Source organism: Parasphingomonas puruogangriensis (assembly GCF_036663635.1).
Classification (GTDB): domain Bacteria; phylum Pseudomonadota; class Alphaproteobacteria; order Sphingomonadales; family Sphingomonadaceae; genus Sphingomonas.
Window position 1 is genome coordinate 72,752 of record NZ_JAXOJI010000011.1, and the last position, 18,642, is coordinate 91,393.

The following is an 18,642-nucleotide window of genomic DNA, read 5'->3' on the forward strand; positions in this document are numbered from 1 at the left end:
GGCGGCGGGATGCATTTCGCGCGTGACGGCAGCGGCTTATCCGGTAGGTTGCCGCCTCCAAAGGGGAAGCCAACACCGTGAATCATCGCGCACTCACCGCCGTCGCACTTTGTCTCAGCGCCAGTCAGTTGGTCGCGCAAACCGCGCCGCCCGCGCCAAAGCCGGTGCAGGACAGCCAGGCGCCTGAGGATAAGGTGACCGCGCCGCTCGCCGATCCGGCCGGCCCGTTGCCCCCGCCCGCCCCCGCGCCAAACGTAAATTCCACGCCGACGACGCCGCCCATCGCTACTACCGATGCCGCGAAGCCGCCCAAGTGGGACGTCAATAAGCCGCGCGGCCTGCGCACGCGCGAGGTGCCGATCCAGGTCGATGAAGGCAGCTGGATGAATGTCGACGTGTCGCCCGACGGGCGGCTGATCGCGTTCGATCTGCTCGGCGACATCTATACCATGCAGATCGCCGGCGGCACGCCGACGCGCATCGCCGAGGGCCTGGCCTATGAGCACCAGCCGCGTTTCTCGCCCGACGGGCGGCGTATCGCCTTCACCTCCGATCGCGGCGGCGGCGACAATATCTGGGTGATGAACGCCGACGGGCAGGACAAGAAGCAGGTCACCAAGGAGGATTTCCGCCTGCTCAACCAGCCGACCTGGAGCCCGGACGGACGCTTCATCGCCGCTAAGAAGCATTTCACCACCGGCCGGTCGCTCGGCACCGGCGAAGTGTGGCTGTATCACGTGTCGGGCGGTGGCGGCGTGCAACTGGTCAAGCGCGCCAGCGAGGAACTGCAGAAGGAATTGGGCGAACCGATCTATGCCCCCGACGGCAAGAGCATCTATTTTACGCGCAACGTGACCCCCGGCCCAATCTTCGAATATGCCCAGAATTCGCGCACCAATTTGTTCAATATCGAGCGCTACGACGTCGATAGCGGCGAGGTGACCACGGTCGTGTCGGGCGTCGGCGGCTCGGTGCGGCCGACGCCGTCGCGCGACGGCAAGCGCATCGCCTTCGTGCGGCGCGACAACAACGTGTCGAAGCTGTGGGTCAAGGACTTCGCCAGCGGCGTCGAGCGGATGGTCTATGGCCCGCTCGACCGCGACGTGCAGGAGACCTGGGCGGTGACCGGCGTATACCCCAACATGGCGTGGACCCCTGACGACAAAGCGGTGGTGTTCTGGGCCGGCGGCAAGCTGCGCCGCGTGTCGGCGGATGGCGCCACTGCCGCGGTGATCCCGTTCCGCATCAACGATACGCGCGTGGTGGTCGATGCCGTGCATCCGCAGATCCAGGTCGCGCCGGATCGCTTCGCCACGCGCATGCCGCGCTGGGCCAGCGTGTCGCCCGACGGGCGTAGCGTGGTGTTCGAGACGTTGGGCAAATTGTGGCTCAAGCCGGCCGCCGGTGGCGCGGCGCGGCGGCTGACGCGCGGCAGCGACGAGCTGGAACTGTTCCCAAGCTGGTCGCGCGACGGACGTCAAATCGCGTTCGTCGGCTGGAGCGATGTCGGGTTGGGCCAGGTCCGTACCGTGGCGGCCGGCGGCGGCGCGCCGCGCAGCGTGACCACGGTTGCCGGCCATTACTTCCGGCCGCGTTTCTCGCCCGATGGTAAGACGATCGCCTTCGAGCAAGGCGAGGGCGGGGGGCTGACCGCGGCGCGCGGCAATCCCGGCACCGGCGTGTACCGTGTCGCGGCGAGCGGTGGCGCGCCGGTGCGCATCCTCACCGATGCCGCCGGGCCGCAATTCGGCGCGGCCAATGACCGCGTGTTCGTGATGGCCAATGAAAAGGGCAAGCGCCAGCTGGTCAGCGTCGATCTGGGCGGCCAGGATCGCCGCGTCCATGCGACGGGCGAGCTGGTCAACGACTATCAGGTATCCCCAGGCGGCGATTATGTCGCCTTCCGGCAGAATTACGAAGCGTTCGTCATGCCGCTGATGCCCGGTAAGCAGGCGATCGAGATCGACACCAAGGGCAGCGCCATGCCGGTCACCCGCGTCAGCGGCGACGGCGCCGATTTCATCAACTGGTCGAACGACGGCCGGCAGATCCACTGGAGCGCCGGGCCGACGCTATACACTGCCGAGACGGCCGCGCTGTTCCGCCCGGCACCGGCAGGCGAGGATGCGCCTAAATTCCCCGCGCCGCGCACCGGCGTGTCGCTATCCATGGACGTCGCCGCCGACAAGCCGACCGCCACCGTCGCGCTGACCGGCGCGCGGGTCGTCACCATGGCGCGCGCCGATGGCGGGATCATCGACGACGCCACGGTGCTGATCCGCGGCGATCGCATCGTCGCGGTCGGCCCGCGGGCGTCGGTCACCGTGCCGTCCGGCGCGACGGTCGTCGACGTGCGCGGCAAGACCATCATCCCCGGTTTGGTCGATGCGCATGCGCATGGTCCGCAGGGCGAGGACGAACTGGTGCCCGAGCAGAATTGGTCGGCGATGGCCAATCTGGCGCTCGGCACCACGACGATCCACGATCCCTCGTCGCGCTCGGCGGAGATCTTCCCGGCGGCCGAGATGCAGCAGGCGGGGATATTGCTCGCCCCGCGCACCTTCTCCACCGGCGAGGTAATCTACGGCGCCAAGGCGGCCGACGTCTATGCACAGATCGATACTTATGAGGACGCATTGGCGGTGGTGCGCCGCCTAAAGGCGCAGGGCGCGCATAGCGTGAAGAACTATAATCAGCCGCGCCGCGAACAGCGGCAGATGGTGGTTGCCGCGGCACAGGCCGAGAATATGGAAGTGGTACCGGAAGGCGGCTCGCTGTTCACGCTCGACATGTCTTTGGTGCAGGACGGCAATGCGACGGTCGAGCACAATGTGCCGCTGGACCATTTCTACGCCGATGTGGTGAGCCTGTGGTCGCAGACCACGGTCGGCTACACGCCGACCCTGGTGGTGGCCTATGGGGGGCCAGCGGGCGATCCCTATTGGCGTGCGCATAGCGATGTGTGGCGGCATCCGTTGCTCAGCCGGCATGCGCCGCCGGCCTTGCTCGCCGCGCAGAATGCGCGCCGCGAGATCGCGCCGGAGGAAGATTATGTCGATGCGGCCACCGCGCGCGAGGCGAAGAAGCTCGCCGACAAGGGCGTGCAGGTGGCGATCGGCGCGCATGGCCAGCAGGCGGGGCTGGGCGCGCATTGGGAGATGTGGAGCTTTGCGCGAGGCGGGTTCAGCCCGATCGAGGCGCTGGGTGCGGGTACGATCGCGGCGGCAAGGTCGCTCGGATACGCCAAGGATGTCGGCTCGCTCGAGCCGGGCAAGCTCGCCGATCTCGTCGTGCTGGACGCCGATCCGACCACCAACATCCGCAACAGCGACAAGGTGTCGCAGGTGATGCTCGGCGGGCGGCTCTACGATGCGGCGACGCTCAACGAGGTCGCCACCGGCACGTGGCGGCGTAAGCCCTATTGGTGGGAGAATGCGGCCGGCGGCACCGGTACAGGTTCGCGGCTAACGGTGGGCCATGGCTTTGGCGACGTGGACTAGGACCAAAGTTCTACATGATAGGCATCGGGTTCGCCGATGCCCATCAATCCGGTTCAATCGTCAGCAATCGACTAGATTCTAAGCCTTAAAAGGCCGCATTTCGAAGCCGGCGAGCTCAAATCAAACCGATTTGGCCGCTAAAGGAAATCGAAAGTTTTGCGCCGCAGGGTGCTGGCATGCAGGCAGATCCGAATGACCGACAGCAAGACGGGGCAGGCGGTGCTGGTAGCGCTCTGCTGCGGTTGCAAAATGCCATTCTGGAGATGATCGCCAAGGGCGAAAGCCTGGCCGCCACCGGTGACCAGCTGTGCCGCCAGGTCGAAGCGCTGCTGCCAGATGTGATCTGCTCGATATTGACGATAGATGCTGCTGGCGTGCTGCATCCGCTCGCCGGGCCCAGCCTGCCGCGCAATTATTCCGCCTCGCTCGACGGGCTGCTTATCGGGCCGGCGGCGGGGTCTTGCGGCACCGCTGCCTATACCGGCACGGACGTTGCGGTCACCGATATCGAAACCGATATCCGCTGGGATGGGTTCCAGCATCTCGCGGTACCGCATGGCTTGGTGGCGTGCTGGTCGAGCCCGATCCTCGACGCCAGGGGCGTGCCGGTCGCCACCTTCGCCTTCTATTATCGTGAGCGGCGTGGCCCGACGGCGCTCGAACGCAAGATCGTGGCGCATTGTCTCCGCTTGTGCGTGATCGCGATCGATCGTCATCACCGCGTGATCGAGCATGAAAAGCGCGCGTTTACCGATGTGCTTACCGGGCTGCCCAACCGGGCTGCCTATAACGCCGCTTTATTGACATTGGACTGTACCTTGCCCGGCCGCTGGGCCCTGCTGGTAGTCGATCTCGACAACCTCAAGATCGTCAACGACAGTTTCGGGCATCAGGCCGGTGATCGCTTGTTGCAGGTGGCGGGCGAGCGGGTTGCCGCGGCGATTCTGCCCGGGCGGGTATATCGTATCGGGGGCGACGAATTCGCCGTCCTGCTCGATTATCCCATGGCCGCCGACGAGCTCGAAGCGACGGCCGAGCGCATCATCGCGGCTTTGGCGTTGCCGGCGGATTGCGGTGGCCAGATCGTCGTGCCGCGTGCGACGATCGGTGGCGCGATCGTCGGCGTCGGCGACCTGCTGGTCGAACATGTCCGGCAGAATGCGGATTTCGCTTTGTACCATGCCAAGGAAATTGGGCGCGGCGGCTTCGTGCGCTATTGGCCGGGGCTGGGATCGAACATCACCCGGCGGCTGAGCGCCATCCGCGATGTCGGCGTGGCGCTGCGCGAACAGCGCATCGATGCCTATTACCAGCCGATCTTCCGGCTCGACACGCGCGAGATCGTCGGGCTCGAAGCCTTGTGCCGGATGAAGATCGGCGATCAGGTGATCCCAGCGGCATCGTTCCACGAGGCGACCACCGATGCGCAGGTCGCCACCGCGCTGACCGCGCGAATGATGGCCATCGTCGCCGCCGACGTGCGCACCTGGCTCGATCTGGGCATTCCGTTCCAACATGTCGGGATCAACATATCGTCGGCAGATTTGTACGGCGGGACGGTCGAGCGCGTGCTGACTGCCGCGTTCGAAGGCGCTGGCGTGCCGCTGAAGCACGTTATCGTCGAAGTCACCGAGACGGTCTATATGGGCGAGGGCGACCACGTCATCCAGGATGCGATCCACACCTTGCGCGCCAAGGGTATCCGCGTCGCGTTGGACGATTTCGGCACCGGTTTCGCCTCGCTGACCCATCTGCTGAGCGTGCCGGTGGACATCCTGAAGATCGACAAGACGTTCGTCGATCAGCTCGAGCCCAATAGCGCGAGCATGGCGATCATCGAAGGGCTGATCGGCATTGCCGAAAAACTCGACATTCGCGTGGTCGCCGAGGGCGTCGAGACCGACCTGCAGGCGGAGCAGCTGCGGAAAATCGGCTGTACGCTGGGGCAGGGATACCTCTGTTCCCCTGCGGTCGATCGCCATGCCACGACCGCCTTGCTGCTACGCGATGGGCAGGGCGTGGACGTAAGGCCGGCAAGCGGGCTGCAGGCGCGACGATCGGGTCGTCGAGGCTGATTCACACGCCGAGCGGCAGCGGTGCTCGCCGCCGCCGCCGCCGTCATCCGGTGAAGGGGAGCACGATCAGAGTGGTGCGATCACCGGATCGAAGGTGATAGTCGAGCGGATTTCCATCGTGTCGGGCCCGATCGCCATCGGGCAGACCACGCCGGGCATTGCGGTGACATCGAACAATTCGGTGATGAAGCCCTCCAGCTTGATCCATTCGACGATGTCGCCCGAGGCCAGATTGACCACCAGGATGCCGCACCATGGCTCGGCATCGCGATCCTTCAGCGCGTCGTCCAGCGCCAGGCCGGCAAAGGTGCCGTTGCGCGGCTTCGATACCGTGACGAAGGCATGGCCGTTATGGATCGACATGCCGCGCAGGAAGCCGGGGCAGAAGGCGATATCCTCGCGCGTGCCGCTGATCGGATCGACCCGCACGATCTGCCCGCGGCCCGAATCGAGCACGATGACGCTGTCGCCATGCACGCGCGGGCTGTGCGGCATGGAGAGCTGATCGGTTACGACGCGGTCGGTCTCGACCTCGATCAGCACGCCGCCCTCGTGGCGCCGCTCGCGCCAGCCGGTGAGGATGTCGCTGCGGCTGACCGCGGTGACATAGCGCGGCTTGCCCTGATCGATCGCCATGCCGTTGAGGTGGCAGCGATCCTCCGGTGCGAGCTTGGAGATGAAGGTCGGCTTCCAGATCGGGCGGAAGCTCTGGTTCAGGTCGAGCGTCGCAAGGCAGCTATATTTGGTGTTGACGAAGATCACCCGGCCGGCGGCGTCGGTGCCGACTTCGTGAACGTCGATATCGCCGGTGGTCTGCGCGTTGCGCGGCACCAGCACCATGTCGAAATGCTTGTTCCCGAGCTGCCCGGGCCGCAGCATGTTCTCCAGCCGCCAGACCTGGTGCAGCGCGCCGAGATACAGCCGGCCCGGCTGGTAGGACACGCCCATCGCGCGGGTGAAATTCTGCTGGTTGAACGAAACCGTGCCGTTCGGCGTCACGCCGACGAGGAACAACTGCCCGGTCTGATAGGAGGTGAAGGCCAGGCTGGTGCGATTGGCGCGCAGCCAATCGGCCAGGCCACGCGACACGCTAAGGCTCGTCGCTGGCTGCTTCGGCGTCTGAGCCGGTGCTGGCGTCGCGGCGCCCGGGGCGTCGCTGGCGGGGGTGGCGGTGGGCGCGTCGCTCATCGTCGATTCCATTCACGTCGGTGGGGGACAAAAAAGGGCCCGCGGTGGTCACGCCGCGGGCCCTTTGACTAGGGTTGAAACCCTAAGGTGCCAAGATCTTAGAACTTGATCCGGATACCGGCGCGGCCGCCGCCGCCTTTATAGCTGTCGCCATATTCGCCGTGGCCTTCGATGAACCCGGTGACGCCGCTGGCGGTGACGATGTTCAGGCCGATCGTGCCCTGGCCGTAGGTGCCGAGGCGATCATTGGCGATCGAGATGGTCTGCGCGCCGCTGGTGAAATCGACGCGGTTTTCGCCCTTGAACTCGTGCACCGCCGCGCCGCCGACATAGAAGACCAATTTGGACGAGGTACCGAGCGACGAGGTGCCGCCGATCCGCGCGCCGGCCTTGCCGCGCAGCCCGGTATAGTTATCGAAGTCGAAGCTGCCACCCAGCGTGCCATAACCGTCGAGATCCGTGCGGGTATAGGCGATGCTGGCGGCTGGCTCGAAGAAGAAGCTGTCCGATCCGGCGCGGAAGCCGGCTTCGAGCTTGCCGCCCCAGGTATTGGCCTTGGTATCGAGGTTGAAATTGACCTGCGGCGCGTTGCCGCGGGTGCTGATCCAGGCATAGTCGTATTTGGCCAAGCCGTTGAGGAAGAACCCGCCTGCCTGGAAGGCGGCATAGACCGAGCCGTTGACCGCATCGATCTCGAAGCGGTCATTGCCGGCAAAGTTCATCGTCGAGCTGAGATAGCCACCCGACACGCCGACGGTGAAGCCGCCCGTGTCGCTGGCCCCGCCGGCCACGTCGAAGCCGATCTGGCCACCGAACGCATCCTGGCGATAACCGGTATCGACATTGTTCTGCACCAAGCCGTTAAAGGCGAAGTTGCGGCGTTCGTCACGCTTGTTCACTTCGCCAAACATCTGCAGCCACAAGCGACCCGACGCGTCGGTGGTCGGGCTGCCCCAGCCGGCATCGCGACCCGCCGCGAGATGCGCGGTGATCGCATCGCCCGAGCGGTTCCACACCGAGGCCAGACCTTCGCCGAGCTTCGCCTGGCGATAGACGGTGGCGTTCGGCGCGCTGACCAACTGGTAAGCGAGCGCAGTGGGATTGTAGATCACCCCATATTGGATCAGCCCGTTGAACTGCGAGCCGCCGTCGATGGTGAAGGCGGTTGCCGACGATGCCGCGCTGGCCTGCACGATCGTGGTCGCCGGGATCAGGATGGCCGGACCGTTGAGCGGATTGAGCACGACCTGCGTGCTGCCGGTCGCCGTGGTCAGGTTGAGCCGATCGACGGTCGCGGTGGTCGTGCCGAAGGTGAGATCCAGCCCCAGCGTCGCGGCGCCGCTGCCGGAATAGCCGCCTATCGTCAGCGTGTCGCCGGCGCGCCCGTTGCGCAGATCGACCAGGCCGGAGTTGGTGAAGGTTTCGAGGCTGGCCAGCGTCACGGCCTGCGTCGTCGCCGCCCCGGCAAGCCGTACCGTGCCGCTATTGATCAGCGTATCGGCGCCGGCGCCGAAATCGCTGCTGCCGATCAGCGTGAAGGTGCCGGTATTGGTCAGCCGGTCGGCATTGTCGGTGAGCAGCAGGCGACCGTTGAGCTTGCCGTTGTTGACGATGGTGGCGGCGCCACCGATCGCCTGGATGGCATAGCCGGTGCCGCCGGCGATCGAGCCGTTATTGGTGATCTGCGTCGCGTTCAGCGCGTTGCTGGTCACCGCATTGGTGCCGCCTATCACCGATCCCGTTGCCGAGACGGTCAGGCGGGCGATGCCGTCAAGCGCGGGATCGCCGACCGCCGGGCCACCGGCCCCGCCAGCGCCGGCAGCGATCATGTTGATCGCCGTCGCCTGGGTCGAGCGGACCGCGCCGGTCACCGCGATATCGGTACCACCGCCGAAGCCGAAGGCGCGGATCGCGGTCGATCCGGCGCCGCTGACCAGCACCGAGCCGGCATTGATATCGAGATCGCCGCCAAAGCTTACCGCGCTGATGCCGTCGGCGCTGGCGCCGGTGGTGCTGATCGTGCCGACCGTGACATCGACGCTGTAGAAGCCGCCAGCGTTGATCGCGTTGGCATCGTCACCGGTGGTGCGCACCGTGCCGGCGGTGACCGACACGCCCTGCGACGCATAAGCGTCGATGCCCGCCGCACGACCCGTCGTGACGGTGCCCGCGGTGATGTCGATCGTGCCGTAATACGTGCGCGCGAAGATGCCGGTGGAGAAGTCGCCGGTGGTGGCAACGTTGCCAGTGCCGGCGATGACGACGTCGCCATAGATCGTCTGTACGTCGATACCATTGGCTTCGTCGCCGCTGGTGCGGATCGTGCCATTATTGGTGACCGTACCGGCGCCCCCCGCATAGACACTAACGCCCGTGGCGGCATAGCCGCTGGTCGCGACCGTGCCGGTGACGGTGACCGACGCATCGCCATAAGCCTGGGCATCGACGCCGATCGAATATTGTCCACTGGTCGTGACGTTGCCGACGGTGATGTCGGTATTCCCGGCCAAAACGGCGATCCCGTACACGCCCTTCGAATCGTCGCCGGTGGTGGTGACGTCGTCCGCGGTGATCGAGACGTTGCCGAAATAGGATGCGCCGACGATGCCCGGCGAATAGCGGCCCGCCGTGCTGATCGTGCCTTCGTCGATCGCCACATCACCGTAGATGCTGACAGCATAGACGCCCGCAGCGTTATAGCCGGTCGTCGTCACCGAAGTGCCCGTCACGCTGATATCGTCCAGGCCTTTAGCATAGACGCCAAACGCGCCATCACCCGAGGTGGTGATCGCGCCATGCGTGATGTCGATCGCGCCGCCATAAGGCGCCACCGCGTTAATGCCGTCGGAAGACGTGCCGCTGGTGGTGATCGTGCCGACGTCGATGAGCGTGTCGCCGCCGCCCGATTCGGTATCGATCGCGGTGGCAAAATCGCCGGTCGTGGTCACGCTGGCCTGCGAAATGGTGACGCCGCCACCATAGCTATAGGCTTCGATCCCGCTAGCGCCGTCGCCGCTGGTCGCGATCGAGCCGGTGCCCGTGACCGATACGTCGTACAAGCCGAACACGTCGACGCCGGTGCTGGCAGTACCGGCGGTCGAGATCGTGCCGTCGTTGATCACATCGGCATAGCCCAGCGAGATGACTCGCACGGCCGTGGAATACTCGCCGGTGGTGGTGATCGTGCCCGCGTTGGTGACGGTTGCCTGGTCACCGACGGCGATCGCGTACACGCCCTGCGAATCCGCCCCGGTGGTCGAGACATCGCCATTGACGGTGACGGTGGCGCTATAGCCATTGGCATAGACGGCCGGCGACGCGTCGCCGGTGGTCGAAACGTCGTTGACCGTTACCGTGGCATCGCCGCCATAATATCCTTTGACGAACACGCCCGTTGCGTCGTTGCCGGAGGTCGAGATCAGGCCAGTGGCCGTCAGTGTCGCACCGGCATCCGCGCCGGTGCCGTAAACAACCGCGCCGAATGCCTGATCGCCCGTCGTGGTGATATCGCCGACGGTCAGATTGGCGTCGTCGCCCTGCACGATCGCGCCGTCCGCGCCGAAGCCGTTGGTCGAGATGGTGTCCACAGTAACATCGACCGTAGTCCCCGCGCCGAAGGAGAGAGCAAGCACGCCATCGGCATAATCGCCATCGGTGGTGACACTGCCCGCGTCGATCGTCAGCGCGCCGTTCACGGCCGTGGCGGTGATTCCGGTGGCGTAATAGCCCGTCGCGCTGATGTCGCCCGCCGTGATGCTGACGTCGCCGGTGTAGGAATTGGCGCTGATCCCGGTCGTATAGTCGCCGGTTGCGGCGATCGACGCCGCGTCGATCGTGATGGCACCCGAATCGCTAACCGCGTTGATGCCCTGCGAGGCGTCACCATCGACGAAGATGCTGTCGGTGTTGATGGTCAGATCGCCGGTGCTGGTGTTGCCGATGACGCCGGTCGCGCCGGTGCCGGCGACGGTGATCGTCGTGTTGCCGAACGAATTGAGCGTCGCCGCGCCGTCGTTGAAGCCGATGATCGCGACGCCTGGGTTAGCGCCGCTGGCGATCGCCACGCCGTCGCCAAGATTGACCGTCAGATCGTAGACCGCAACGGTGGGATCGAGGCCGGGATCCTGCAGGGGATCGACCGGGGGTGTGTAATAGGTGATGCCGTTGGGATAGGGATTGCCCGATGCCGGGCAGGTGACCGTGCCTTCGACCGTGGCGCCGCATTCATTCTGGGCGAACGCCGGCGATGCGATCATCGTGCCTACGCTTGCAGCGGCGACGAGCGCGGTGCTGGTAAGCAGACGCCGGGCAAAGCTCTCGCTGCCCTTGCAAAACGCTGTCATATATCCTCCCTGAGATTCTTATATGACAATATTACTACCAGCTTAACAAATGTCGTCAATGCACTAAGCGGTTCAATTTCAGTGGAACTTTCCGGTGATCGCGCCATGCGATCCGGACAACGATGTCACAAAGCGTCATCGTGCCGATACTATGGGGCCAGCGGCACCCCGATCCATATCGTCGTCGGTAAGCAGATCCGCGCTGTTCCCCGGCGGTTACGGCACGGCTTTCACAGCATCGCGATCGGCATCGGTGCGCGATGCCGTCGGCTCAGGCCGTCGGCGCCGCTCCGGCCCAATATTCGTCGCGGAGCAATCTTTTGTAGAGCTTGCCGGTTTCGTGCCGCGGTAATTCCGCGCGAAAGTCGATCCGCCGCGGCGCCTTCACATGGCTGAGATTGGCGCGCGCGAAGGCGTTGAGTTCGGCGCTGAGCTGCGCGCGATCCGCCATGGGGTCGGCCGGGCAGACGATGGCGATGACCTCTTCGCCCATCTCCTCGTGCGGCCCGCCGATCACCGCCACGTCGGCCACCTTGGGATGCGTGATGAGCAGATTCTCGATCTCCGCCGGGTAGATGTTCACCCCGCCCGAGATGATCATGAAGCTCTTGCGGTCGGTGAGGTAGAGATAGCCTTCTTCATCGAGCCAGCCGACATCGCCCAGGGTGGTCCAGCCATGCGCGTTGGCGGCTTCGGCGGTCTTGTCGGGATCGTTGTGATATTCGAACACGCCGCCGCCGGCGAAATATACCGTCCCTTCGGCACGTGGCGGGAGTTCGTTGCCGTCATCGTCGCAGATCTTGGTCTGCGCGGTGAGGTTGCGGCCGACCGAGCCCTGGTGCGTCAACCATTCGGCGCTGGAGATGGCGCAGAAGCCGTTGCCTTCGGTGCCGGCATAATATTCGCCGATAATCGGCCCCCACCAATCGATCATCGCCTGCTTGACCGGGATCGGGCAGGGTGCGGCGGCATGCCACACCGCCTGCAGCGACGAGACGTCATAGCGGGCGCGCGCCTCGGGGGGCAGTTTGAGCAAGCGGATGAAATGCGTCGGCACCCATTGCGCGTGGGTGATGCGGTACTGCTCGATATAACGCAGCGCTGCCTCGGGGTCGAAGCGCTCCATCACCACCACGGTGCCGCCGGTCTGCTGCACCGCCATCGACCAGCGCAAGGGTGCCGCGTGATAGAGCGGCGCTGGCGAGAGATAGACCATGTCCGGCCCGAAGCCGTACAGCCCCTTGCCCAGCATCACGAGTGGCGAGACATCGGTGGCGAACGGCGCCTCCGATAGCGCATGCTTGACGCCCTTGGGCTTGCCCGTGGTGCCGGAGGAATAGAGCAGGATGCCGCCCGGCACGGGATCGGCGATCGGCGTGGCCGGCATGGCGTCGCGCGCCGCTTCATACGACTCGTAACCGTCGATCGTGCCGTCGACCATATAGCGCGTGACGTCGGCGATCGTCGGCAGCAGCGCCTCGGCGACCGGGACACAGCCCTTGCTTGCGATCAGCACGCGGCAATTGCCGTCGCGCAGGATATAGTCCGCTTCGCTGGCGGTCAGTTTCGACGACAGGCAGGTGCAATAGACGCCGGTGCGCTCCGCCGCCCACATCACTTCCAGATAGCGCGCCGAATTGTCCATCAGCACGGCGATCCCGTCGCCGCGCTTGAGCCCGAGCGCGCGCAGCAAATGCGCGCCCTGGTTGGCGCGCGCATCGAGTTGGCCGTAGGTGACGGTCTCGCCGGTGGCGGCCATGATATAGGCCGCTTTGTCCGGCGTGGCGGCGGCGTGGTGGACGGGGTGCATCACATGCGCTCGATGATGATCGCCGGCGCCATCCCGCCCGCGGCGCACATCGTGACCAGCCCGCGCTTGAGATCGCGGCGCTCGAGTTCGTCGAGGATCGTGCCGATCAACATCGCGCCGGTCGCGCCGATCGGATGGCCCAGCGCGATCGATCCGCCATTGACGTTGACCTTGGCGCGATCGAGCCCGAGATCGCGGATGAACTTCTCCGCCACCACCGCAAACGCTTCGTTGATCTCCCACAGATCGATATCGTCGACGGTGAGCCCGGCCTTGGCCAGCACTTTGCGCGCGGCGGGGACGGGGGCGTTGAGCATCAGTGTCGGGTCGTCGCCCATATTGGCCATGGCCACGATCCGCGCGCGCGGCTTCAGGCCGTGCTCCCTGGCATAAGACTCGCTGGCCAGTAGCACCGCTGCGGCGCCGTCGACCACGCCGGAGGAATTGCCGGCATGATGGAAATGCTCGATCTTGAGATCGGGATAACGCTGATTGATCTGGCTGCGGAACGTCGTGCCCTGCGCGTCGAGCGGGATGTCGGCCATCGCCGCGAAGGATGGCTGCAGCGCCGCGAGCCCCTCGGCCGTGGTCTGCGGGCGGGGATATTCGTCCTTTTCCAGCACTACCGTGCCGCTGGCGTCGGTCACCGGCACCAGGCTCTTGTCGAACCGCCCCTCGGCAATGGCCACCGCGGCGCGGCGCTGGCTTTCGAGCCCGAGCGCATCGAGCGCCTCGCGCGAAATCCCCTCCATGCTGGCGATGGCGTCGCCGCAAATGCCCTGGTGCGATTGCGGGTGGCTTTGCGCCAGCCGCTCATTGCCCGATCCCATGCCCATCGGGCGCTTCCCCGCCGCCATCTCCTCCTGCATCATCGCGGAGGTCAGCGACATCATCTCGGTGCCACCGGCGACGACGAGATCTTCCATCCCGCTCATGATCTGCGCCGCGGCGAAATTGACCGCGGTGATCCCACCGCCGCAGAAGCGATCCAGCGTCGTGCCGCTGGCCTTGACGTGGTAACCGGCATCCAGCGCGGCCATGCGCCCGAGATCGCCGCTTTGCGTCCCGCGCTGGCTGGAGGTCGACCAGATGATGTCGTCGATATCGGCGGTGTCGAGCTGGTTGCGCTCGGCGATGGCCTTGAGCACGGTGGCGGCGAGATGCTGCGGATGCATATGCGCCAGCGCGCCCTTGCCGGGCTTGCCGACGCCCCGCGGCGTGCGGACGGCGTCGATGATCAGTGCGTCGGCCACATCTCTCTCCCTGTCTGCGCGCCGCCGGGCTAGGACGGGCGACCGCCTGTGCCCGATTGTCATGGGCCTCGTTGTGGCGTAACATTCGTTATGGAGATGGACTTTGTCAAGCGGCGTATCGGTGACTGATCCGGCCTTTGCCACGGTGGCGCCGGCGCGCGGCGCGGCGCGTACCGACCTGGCGCCACGCGACTGGCTGCAGATCGGCCAGGCGCTGCTCAAAAGCGGTGGGCTGCGCGCGCTGAAACTGCGCCGGCTGGCCGACGCTTTGGGTGCCTCGACCGGCAGCTTCTACCATCATTTCAAGGATTTCGACGGTTACCAGGCGGCGCTGGCGGAGTATTTCGCCAGCGCGCAGATCGATCCGCTGCTGGCGCGGCTGGCGGAATCGCCGCTGGCGCCGGTGGAGCGGATTCGCGCCTTTGCCGATCATGTCCACAAGCACGACATGGCGCAGCTCGCGCTGGCGATGCGCGCTTGGGCGAAAAGCGATCCGCGCGCCGCGGCCGCCATTCGCCGGCATGACGACAAGGTGATGGCTTTCCTGGCCGCGCAATTGGTGGCGCATGGCTTTTCCCCGGTCGAGGCCGGAATCCGCGCGTTCGCCTTGCTCGCCGCGGGGCTGGGCGAGGTCCACCCGCCCGACGGCATGGGCCGGTCGGTGTTGCGCGACGGCCTGCTGACGTTACTCTGCGAACGATAGGTTTTTCTACGGCAACGATCCCGCACAAGCGGGGCGGACAGGAGACGGGATGCAAAGCTACGATTACGTGATCGTCGGGGCAGGGTCGGCCGGCTGCGTGCTGGCCGCGCGGCTGACGGAAGACCCGGCGGTCACCGTGCTGCTGCTCGAGGCGGGCGGCAAGAATGATGGCGTGCTGGTGCGCATGCCGGCCGGCGTCGGCACGCTGCTCAAGGACAAGAATGCCAGCAATTGGGGCTTCTATACCGTGCCGGAGCCGCAGCTCGACAATCGCCGCCTGTGGTGGCCGCGCGGGAAAGGGCTGGGCGGTAGTTCGGCGATCAACGGCATGGTCTATACGCGTGGCCACCCGCAGGATTATGACGAGTGGCGCCAGATGGGGCTGCCTGGCTGGTCGTTCGACGACGTGCTGCCGTATTTCCGGCGGCTCGAAGGGCATCATCGCGGCGATTGCGCGCTGCACGGCGGATCGGGGCCGCTGACCATTTCGCCCGGCGAATCCGACAGCCCGTTCCACGCCGCGCTGATCGCGGCGGGCGAACAGGCCGGCTATCCCGTGACCGACGATTTCAACGGCGCGCAGCAGGAAGGGTTCGGCCGCTACGATCTGACCATCGCCGATGGCAAGCGCTGGAGCACCGCCGCGGCCTATCTCCGTCCGGTCCTGGCGCGGCCCAACCTGACCTGTCTCACCGGCGCCCGCACCACGCGGATCCGCATCGAGCAAGGCCGCGCCACCGGCGTCGACTATCTGCTCGACAAGGGCAAGCGCGCCAACACGGCGATCGCGGCGCGCGAAGTGCTGTTGTGCGCGGGGGCCGTGCAATCGCCGCACATCCTGCAACTTTCCGGCATCGGCGATCCCGATCGGTTGGCGGAAGCGGGGGTGAAGACGGTGCATGAGTTGCCTGGCGTGGGTGAGAATCTGCAAGATCATCTCGACGTGGTGATGAACTGGCGCTCGCGTGGCCTGCGCACCGCGCACGCGCTGACCAAGGGGCTGGGCATGATCGGCGTGGGGCTCAATTATGCCTTGCGCGGCAAGGGCCATGGCCGCGGCCAGTTCCTCGAAGCGGGGGCATTCGTCTCGTCCCGCGAAGGCCTGTCGCGGCCCGATGTGCAGATTCACGGCGTGCTGGCGATCATGCAGGATCATGGCCGGACCAACGCCAAGGCGGACGGCTTCACGCTGCATCTGTGCCAGTTGCGCCCCGAAAGCCGCGGGCGGATCGGGCTGCGCTCGGCCGATCCGTTCGCCGATCCGACGATTTTCGCCAACTATCTCGCCACGCCGGAGGATCGCCGGGTGATGCGCGACTGCGTCAAGATCGGCCGCGACGTGGCCGCGCAAGCGGCGCTCGAACCGTATCGCGCGGAGGAATTGTCGCCCGGCGCGGCGGTGCAAAGCGACGACGAGATCGACGCCTGGGTGCGGCGCAAGGCCGAGACGATCTATCACCCGGTCGGCACCTGCCGGATGGGGGCGGACGGCGACGCGCTGGCAGTGGTCGACGCGACGCTGGCGGTGCGGGGCCTGACGGGGTTGCGGGTGATCGACGCCTCGGTAATGCCGACGCTGATCGGCTCCAACACCAATGCGCCGACGATCATGATCGCGGAACATGCCGCGGATATCTTGCGTGGCACGCGGCTCGCGCGGGCGGGTTAGTCGCTACAAAGCCCCTCCCCTGCAGGGGAGGGGTTGGGGGCGGGGCAGTGCCGACACGCAACGTCTGCGTGACTTCCCACCCCAACCCCTCCCCCGAAGGGACCTACATACATGCTTGACCCAACATGGCGCTTCAACCTCTGCCGCCTCGGCGAAGGCGAGCGCATCAATGCTCGGTTAGCTGATATGGCTGGTTGCCTCTGCTTCAAGGACCTGATCGCATGAAAGGGCCAACGGAAAAACCGCTTGGGCTGGTGGAGGCTGTGTGAGAACGCAAACCCTGAGGCGGCGGCCGCAACAATGATCCAAGATGGGCCGGCGGCTGATTCAACCTTTGCGTAACAGGCTAGCTCCTAATTCTAATACTGCTCGTTTCGGATGCGACGAAATGTTTTCACACAGTCTCGGTGGGAAGCTGACGGTCTGCTTTTGGTTCAACGTCGCAACAGCGGTCCACGAGTTTGGTCGCTCCAGTGGCCAGCTGACTGGCTTCACTGCGCTATTGATCGTGCAGTTTGCGCTTTCTCAAGGGATCGGCTCGGTCTAGCCTGTCCTCATGAGAGCCACCGCGATGCTGGCCTTGGCGGCCATCTTTCCAGCCGTTGCCGGCTGCGGTTCAGCCGACGGCGTCGCGCAAAACCCCGCCGCGGGGACGGTGACGATCCTGGCTTCGGATGCGATTGAGGCAACCGGCGCCACTGCCATCTACACCCATGGGGACGGCGGCGCGAAGACGCAGATCCGATTCCCGATCGCGGCCGAGCGCGTCGACCCTGACCTCTACCACGATGTCCAACGGATCGGCGAGGGCGGCGGAGTCGTCGCGGTGCTCGACAGCTATGGCAGCAAGAACGGTGGCAAGCGTTGCAGCAACGGACGGGAGTCATGGATCCGGCTGTTTTCGGTCGCACAGCGCCGCCTCACCGACTCGGTTCCTGTCGAAAGCTGTCTAGATCGGCTTGCGGCGGGCGAGCCGCCGGTGACATGGCAGGGTGAAAGCTTCATGGTCAGCGGTACCGAACCGCGCCTGTTCCGGATCGTGGAAGGCAGGGCCAAGCGGGACGAGGGGCACCGACGACCGAGCAGACCGATCAAATCGTCATTGCCGATCGTGACATGCTGGTCCGCATGCGGCTGACCGAAGCGGTCGCGACGGGCAAAATGACGCAGGCCGTCGCCGACAAGCATTGGAAGGGTTACGCAGATAATTGGCACACGATCGCCAATTAATTCTCCGCCACCGACGATGCGATGCTGATCCGCGACGCGGCGATTGCCGAGGTCAAGCGACATATCCGCGACATGGTCTGGAAACACCTTCCGCGCTTTCCGACGCTGCGATGACGAGCGAGCGGCGCCGTGCGGCGTTGACGATGGCCGGCATCGGATGGACGTTATCGATTATCTGCGGATGGTTGCTGGCAAATTCCATAGCGGCATCCTTTGTCGCGTGGCGGACCGGTGCGGCGGAGGTGCGGATTTCGGGTGGTGACGTCGGAATATTGACGTTGATGCCGATCCTTGCGGCGTTGGCGATATGGGGAACGCCGGCCGTCTTCCGCAATGACGCCGTCGTCGGACGGATCGGTAACAGGATCGCTGTGGCGGCAATGATCTTAGTCCCGGTCGCGTTCGGTGGATCGTGGGTATTCCAGCACTGGGCGGAGCGGCGGCTTTCGGCAGAGGGGTATGTACGATGCGGAGCGGAGCGGGCCGGCCGCTTTCCTTTGATAACCTTGTGCGCCCGCAAAGCGCCGCCAATGCGGATGTAAGCCGCCAACCGTCCGCACTCGGTTCGTTCCGTCGAGCTTCGCTGAGCTGCCTGTAGCTTGGCAACCCATCACTACGTGGATTATGGTCCTTCAAGCGCCGGTGGAAAAGCAGGTCCTTCGCCCAGCAGGCCGGCCGCTTTTCGCGCCAGGAGCGGACCGGGCGGCTGTTGAGCAGAGCGACGCCCGATCGCCCCCCCCTGAACGGCGAAAACTGGTGGAGGCTGTGTGGAAACGCGCTGATATGCTATGATCATGGTCTGATTTGGGAGGCCGGTGATGGGGCGTTTCATCGAAGGTTGCGATCGGCGGCAGCAGCTTTTCCTGCCTGA

At 65.5% G+C, this 18,642-nt stretch carries 10 protein-coding genes; 5 read left to right on the forward strand and 5 right to left on the reverse strand.

Annotated elements, in window-relative coordinates; all coding sequences use genetic code 11:
* Positions 1-77 precede the first annotated feature (77 nt).
* Together U1739_RS19960 and U1739_RS19965 are read left to right on the forward strand one after the other, a co-directional pair.
* The gene (locus U1739_RS19960; protein ID WP_332710365.1) at positions 78-3,500 is read left to right on the forward strand and encodes an amidohydrolase family protein; all 3,423 of its coding nucleotides are present in this window, start codon (positions 78-80) and stop codon (positions 3,498-3,500) included.
* A gap of 176 nt (positions 3,501-3,676) precedes the next feature.
* Entirely contained in the window at positions 3,677-5,575 is a 1,899-nt protein-coding gene (locus tag U1739_RS19965) for a putative bifunctional diguanylate cyclase/phosphodiesterase (RefSeq protein ID WP_332710366.1), read from the forward strand.
* Between the two features lie 66 nt (positions 5,576-5,641).
* Here U1739_RS19965 and U1739_RS19970 read toward each other — a convergent pair whose 3' ends face one another.
* From U1739_RS19970 to U1739_RS19985, 4 genes are all read right to left on the reverse strand, one after another.
* Positions 5,642-6,763 (reverse strand): TIGR03032 family protein, encoded by a 1,122-nt coding sequence (locus tag U1739_RS19970; RefSeq protein WP_332710367.1) that lies wholly within the window; start codon positions 6,761-6,763, stop codon positions 5,642-5,644.
* Between the two features lie 98 nt (positions 6,764-6,861).
* Positions 6,862-11,106 (reverse strand): autotransporter outer membrane beta-barrel domain-containing protein, encoded by a 4,245-nt coding sequence (locus tag U1739_RS19975; protein WP_332710368.1) that lies wholly within the window; start codon positions 11,104-11,106, stop codon positions 6,862-6,864.
* Between the two features lie 271 nt (positions 11,107-11,377).
* On the reverse strand, positions 11,378-12,916 hold the full coding sequence (locus U1739_RS19980; protein WP_332710369.1) for an acyl-CoA synthetase: 1,539 nt from the start codon (positions 12,914-12,916) through the stop codon (positions 11,378-11,380).
* Positions 12,916-14,169 (reverse strand): acetyl-CoA C-acetyltransferase, encoded by a 1,254-nt coding sequence (locus tag U1739_RS19985; RefSeq protein WP_332710370.1) that lies wholly within the window; start codon positions 14,167-14,169, stop codon positions 12,916-12,918. The genes U1739_RS19980 and U1739_RS19985 overlap by 1 nt, the downstream gene beginning before the upstream one ends.
* 121 nt (positions 14,170-14,290) lie before the next feature.
* Between U1739_RS19985 and U1739_RS19990 the strand changes: the two genes are divergently transcribed.
* From U1739_RS19990 to U1739_RS20000, 3 genes are all read left to right on the forward strand, one after another.
* Positions 14,291-14,872, forward strand: a complete 582-nt coding sequence (locus U1739_RS19990) for a TetR/AcrR family transcriptional regulator (protein ID WP_332710371.1) — start codon at positions 14,291-14,293, stop codon at positions 14,870-14,872.
* 49 nt (positions 14,873-14,921) lie between these two features.
* Positions 14,922-16,541: a choline dehydrogenase gene (locus tag U1739_RS19995; protein ID WP_332710372.1), complete on the forward strand. Its 1,620-nt coding sequence runs from the start codon at positions 14,922-14,924 to the stop codon at positions 16,539-16,541.
* A gap of 571 nt (positions 16,542-17,112) precedes the next feature.
* Entirely contained in the window at positions 17,113-17,679 is a 567-nt protein-coding gene (locus U1739_RS20000) for a hypothetical protein (RefSeq protein WP_332710373.1), read from the forward strand.
* Between the two features lie 144 nt (positions 17,680-17,823).
* Here the strand turns inward: U1739_RS20000 and U1739_RS20005 are convergent, their stop codons facing one another.
* Positions 17,824-18,321, reverse strand: coding sequence for a hypothetical protein (locus tag U1739_RS20005; RefSeq protein WP_332710374.1), 498 nt, complete (start codon positions 18,319-18,321; stop codon positions 17,824-17,826).
* Between the last annotated feature and the right edge of the window lie 321 nt (positions 18,322-18,642).

Excerpts from the sequence above, each read along its gene's own strand:
- U1739_RS19965 (WP_332710366.1), top strand. The coding sequence starts at position 3,677 with ATGCAGGCAGATCCGAATGACCGACAGCAAGACGGGGCAGGCGGTGCT.
- U1739_RS19970 (WP_332710367.1), bottom strand. The coding sequence starts at position 6,763 with ATGAGCGACGCGCCCACCGCCACCCCCGCCAGCGACGCCCCGGGCGCC.
- U1739_RS19975 (WP_332710368.1), bottom strand. The coding sequence starts at position 11,106 with ATGACAGCGTTTTGCAAGGGCAGCGAGAGCTTTGCCCGGCGTCTGCTT.
- U1739_RS19980 (WP_332710369.1), bottom strand. The coding sequence starts at position 12,916 with ATGCACCCCGTCCACCACGCCGCCGCCACGCCGGACAAAGCGGCCTAT.
- U1739_RS19995 (WP_332710372.1), top strand. The coding sequence starts at position 14,922 with ATGCAAAGCTACGATTACGTGATCGTCGGGGCAGGGTCGGCCGGCTGC.
- U1739_RS20000 (WP_332710373.1), top strand. The coding sequence starts at position 17,113 with ATGCTGGCCTTGGCGGCCATCTTTCCAGCCGTTGCCGGCTGCGGTTCA.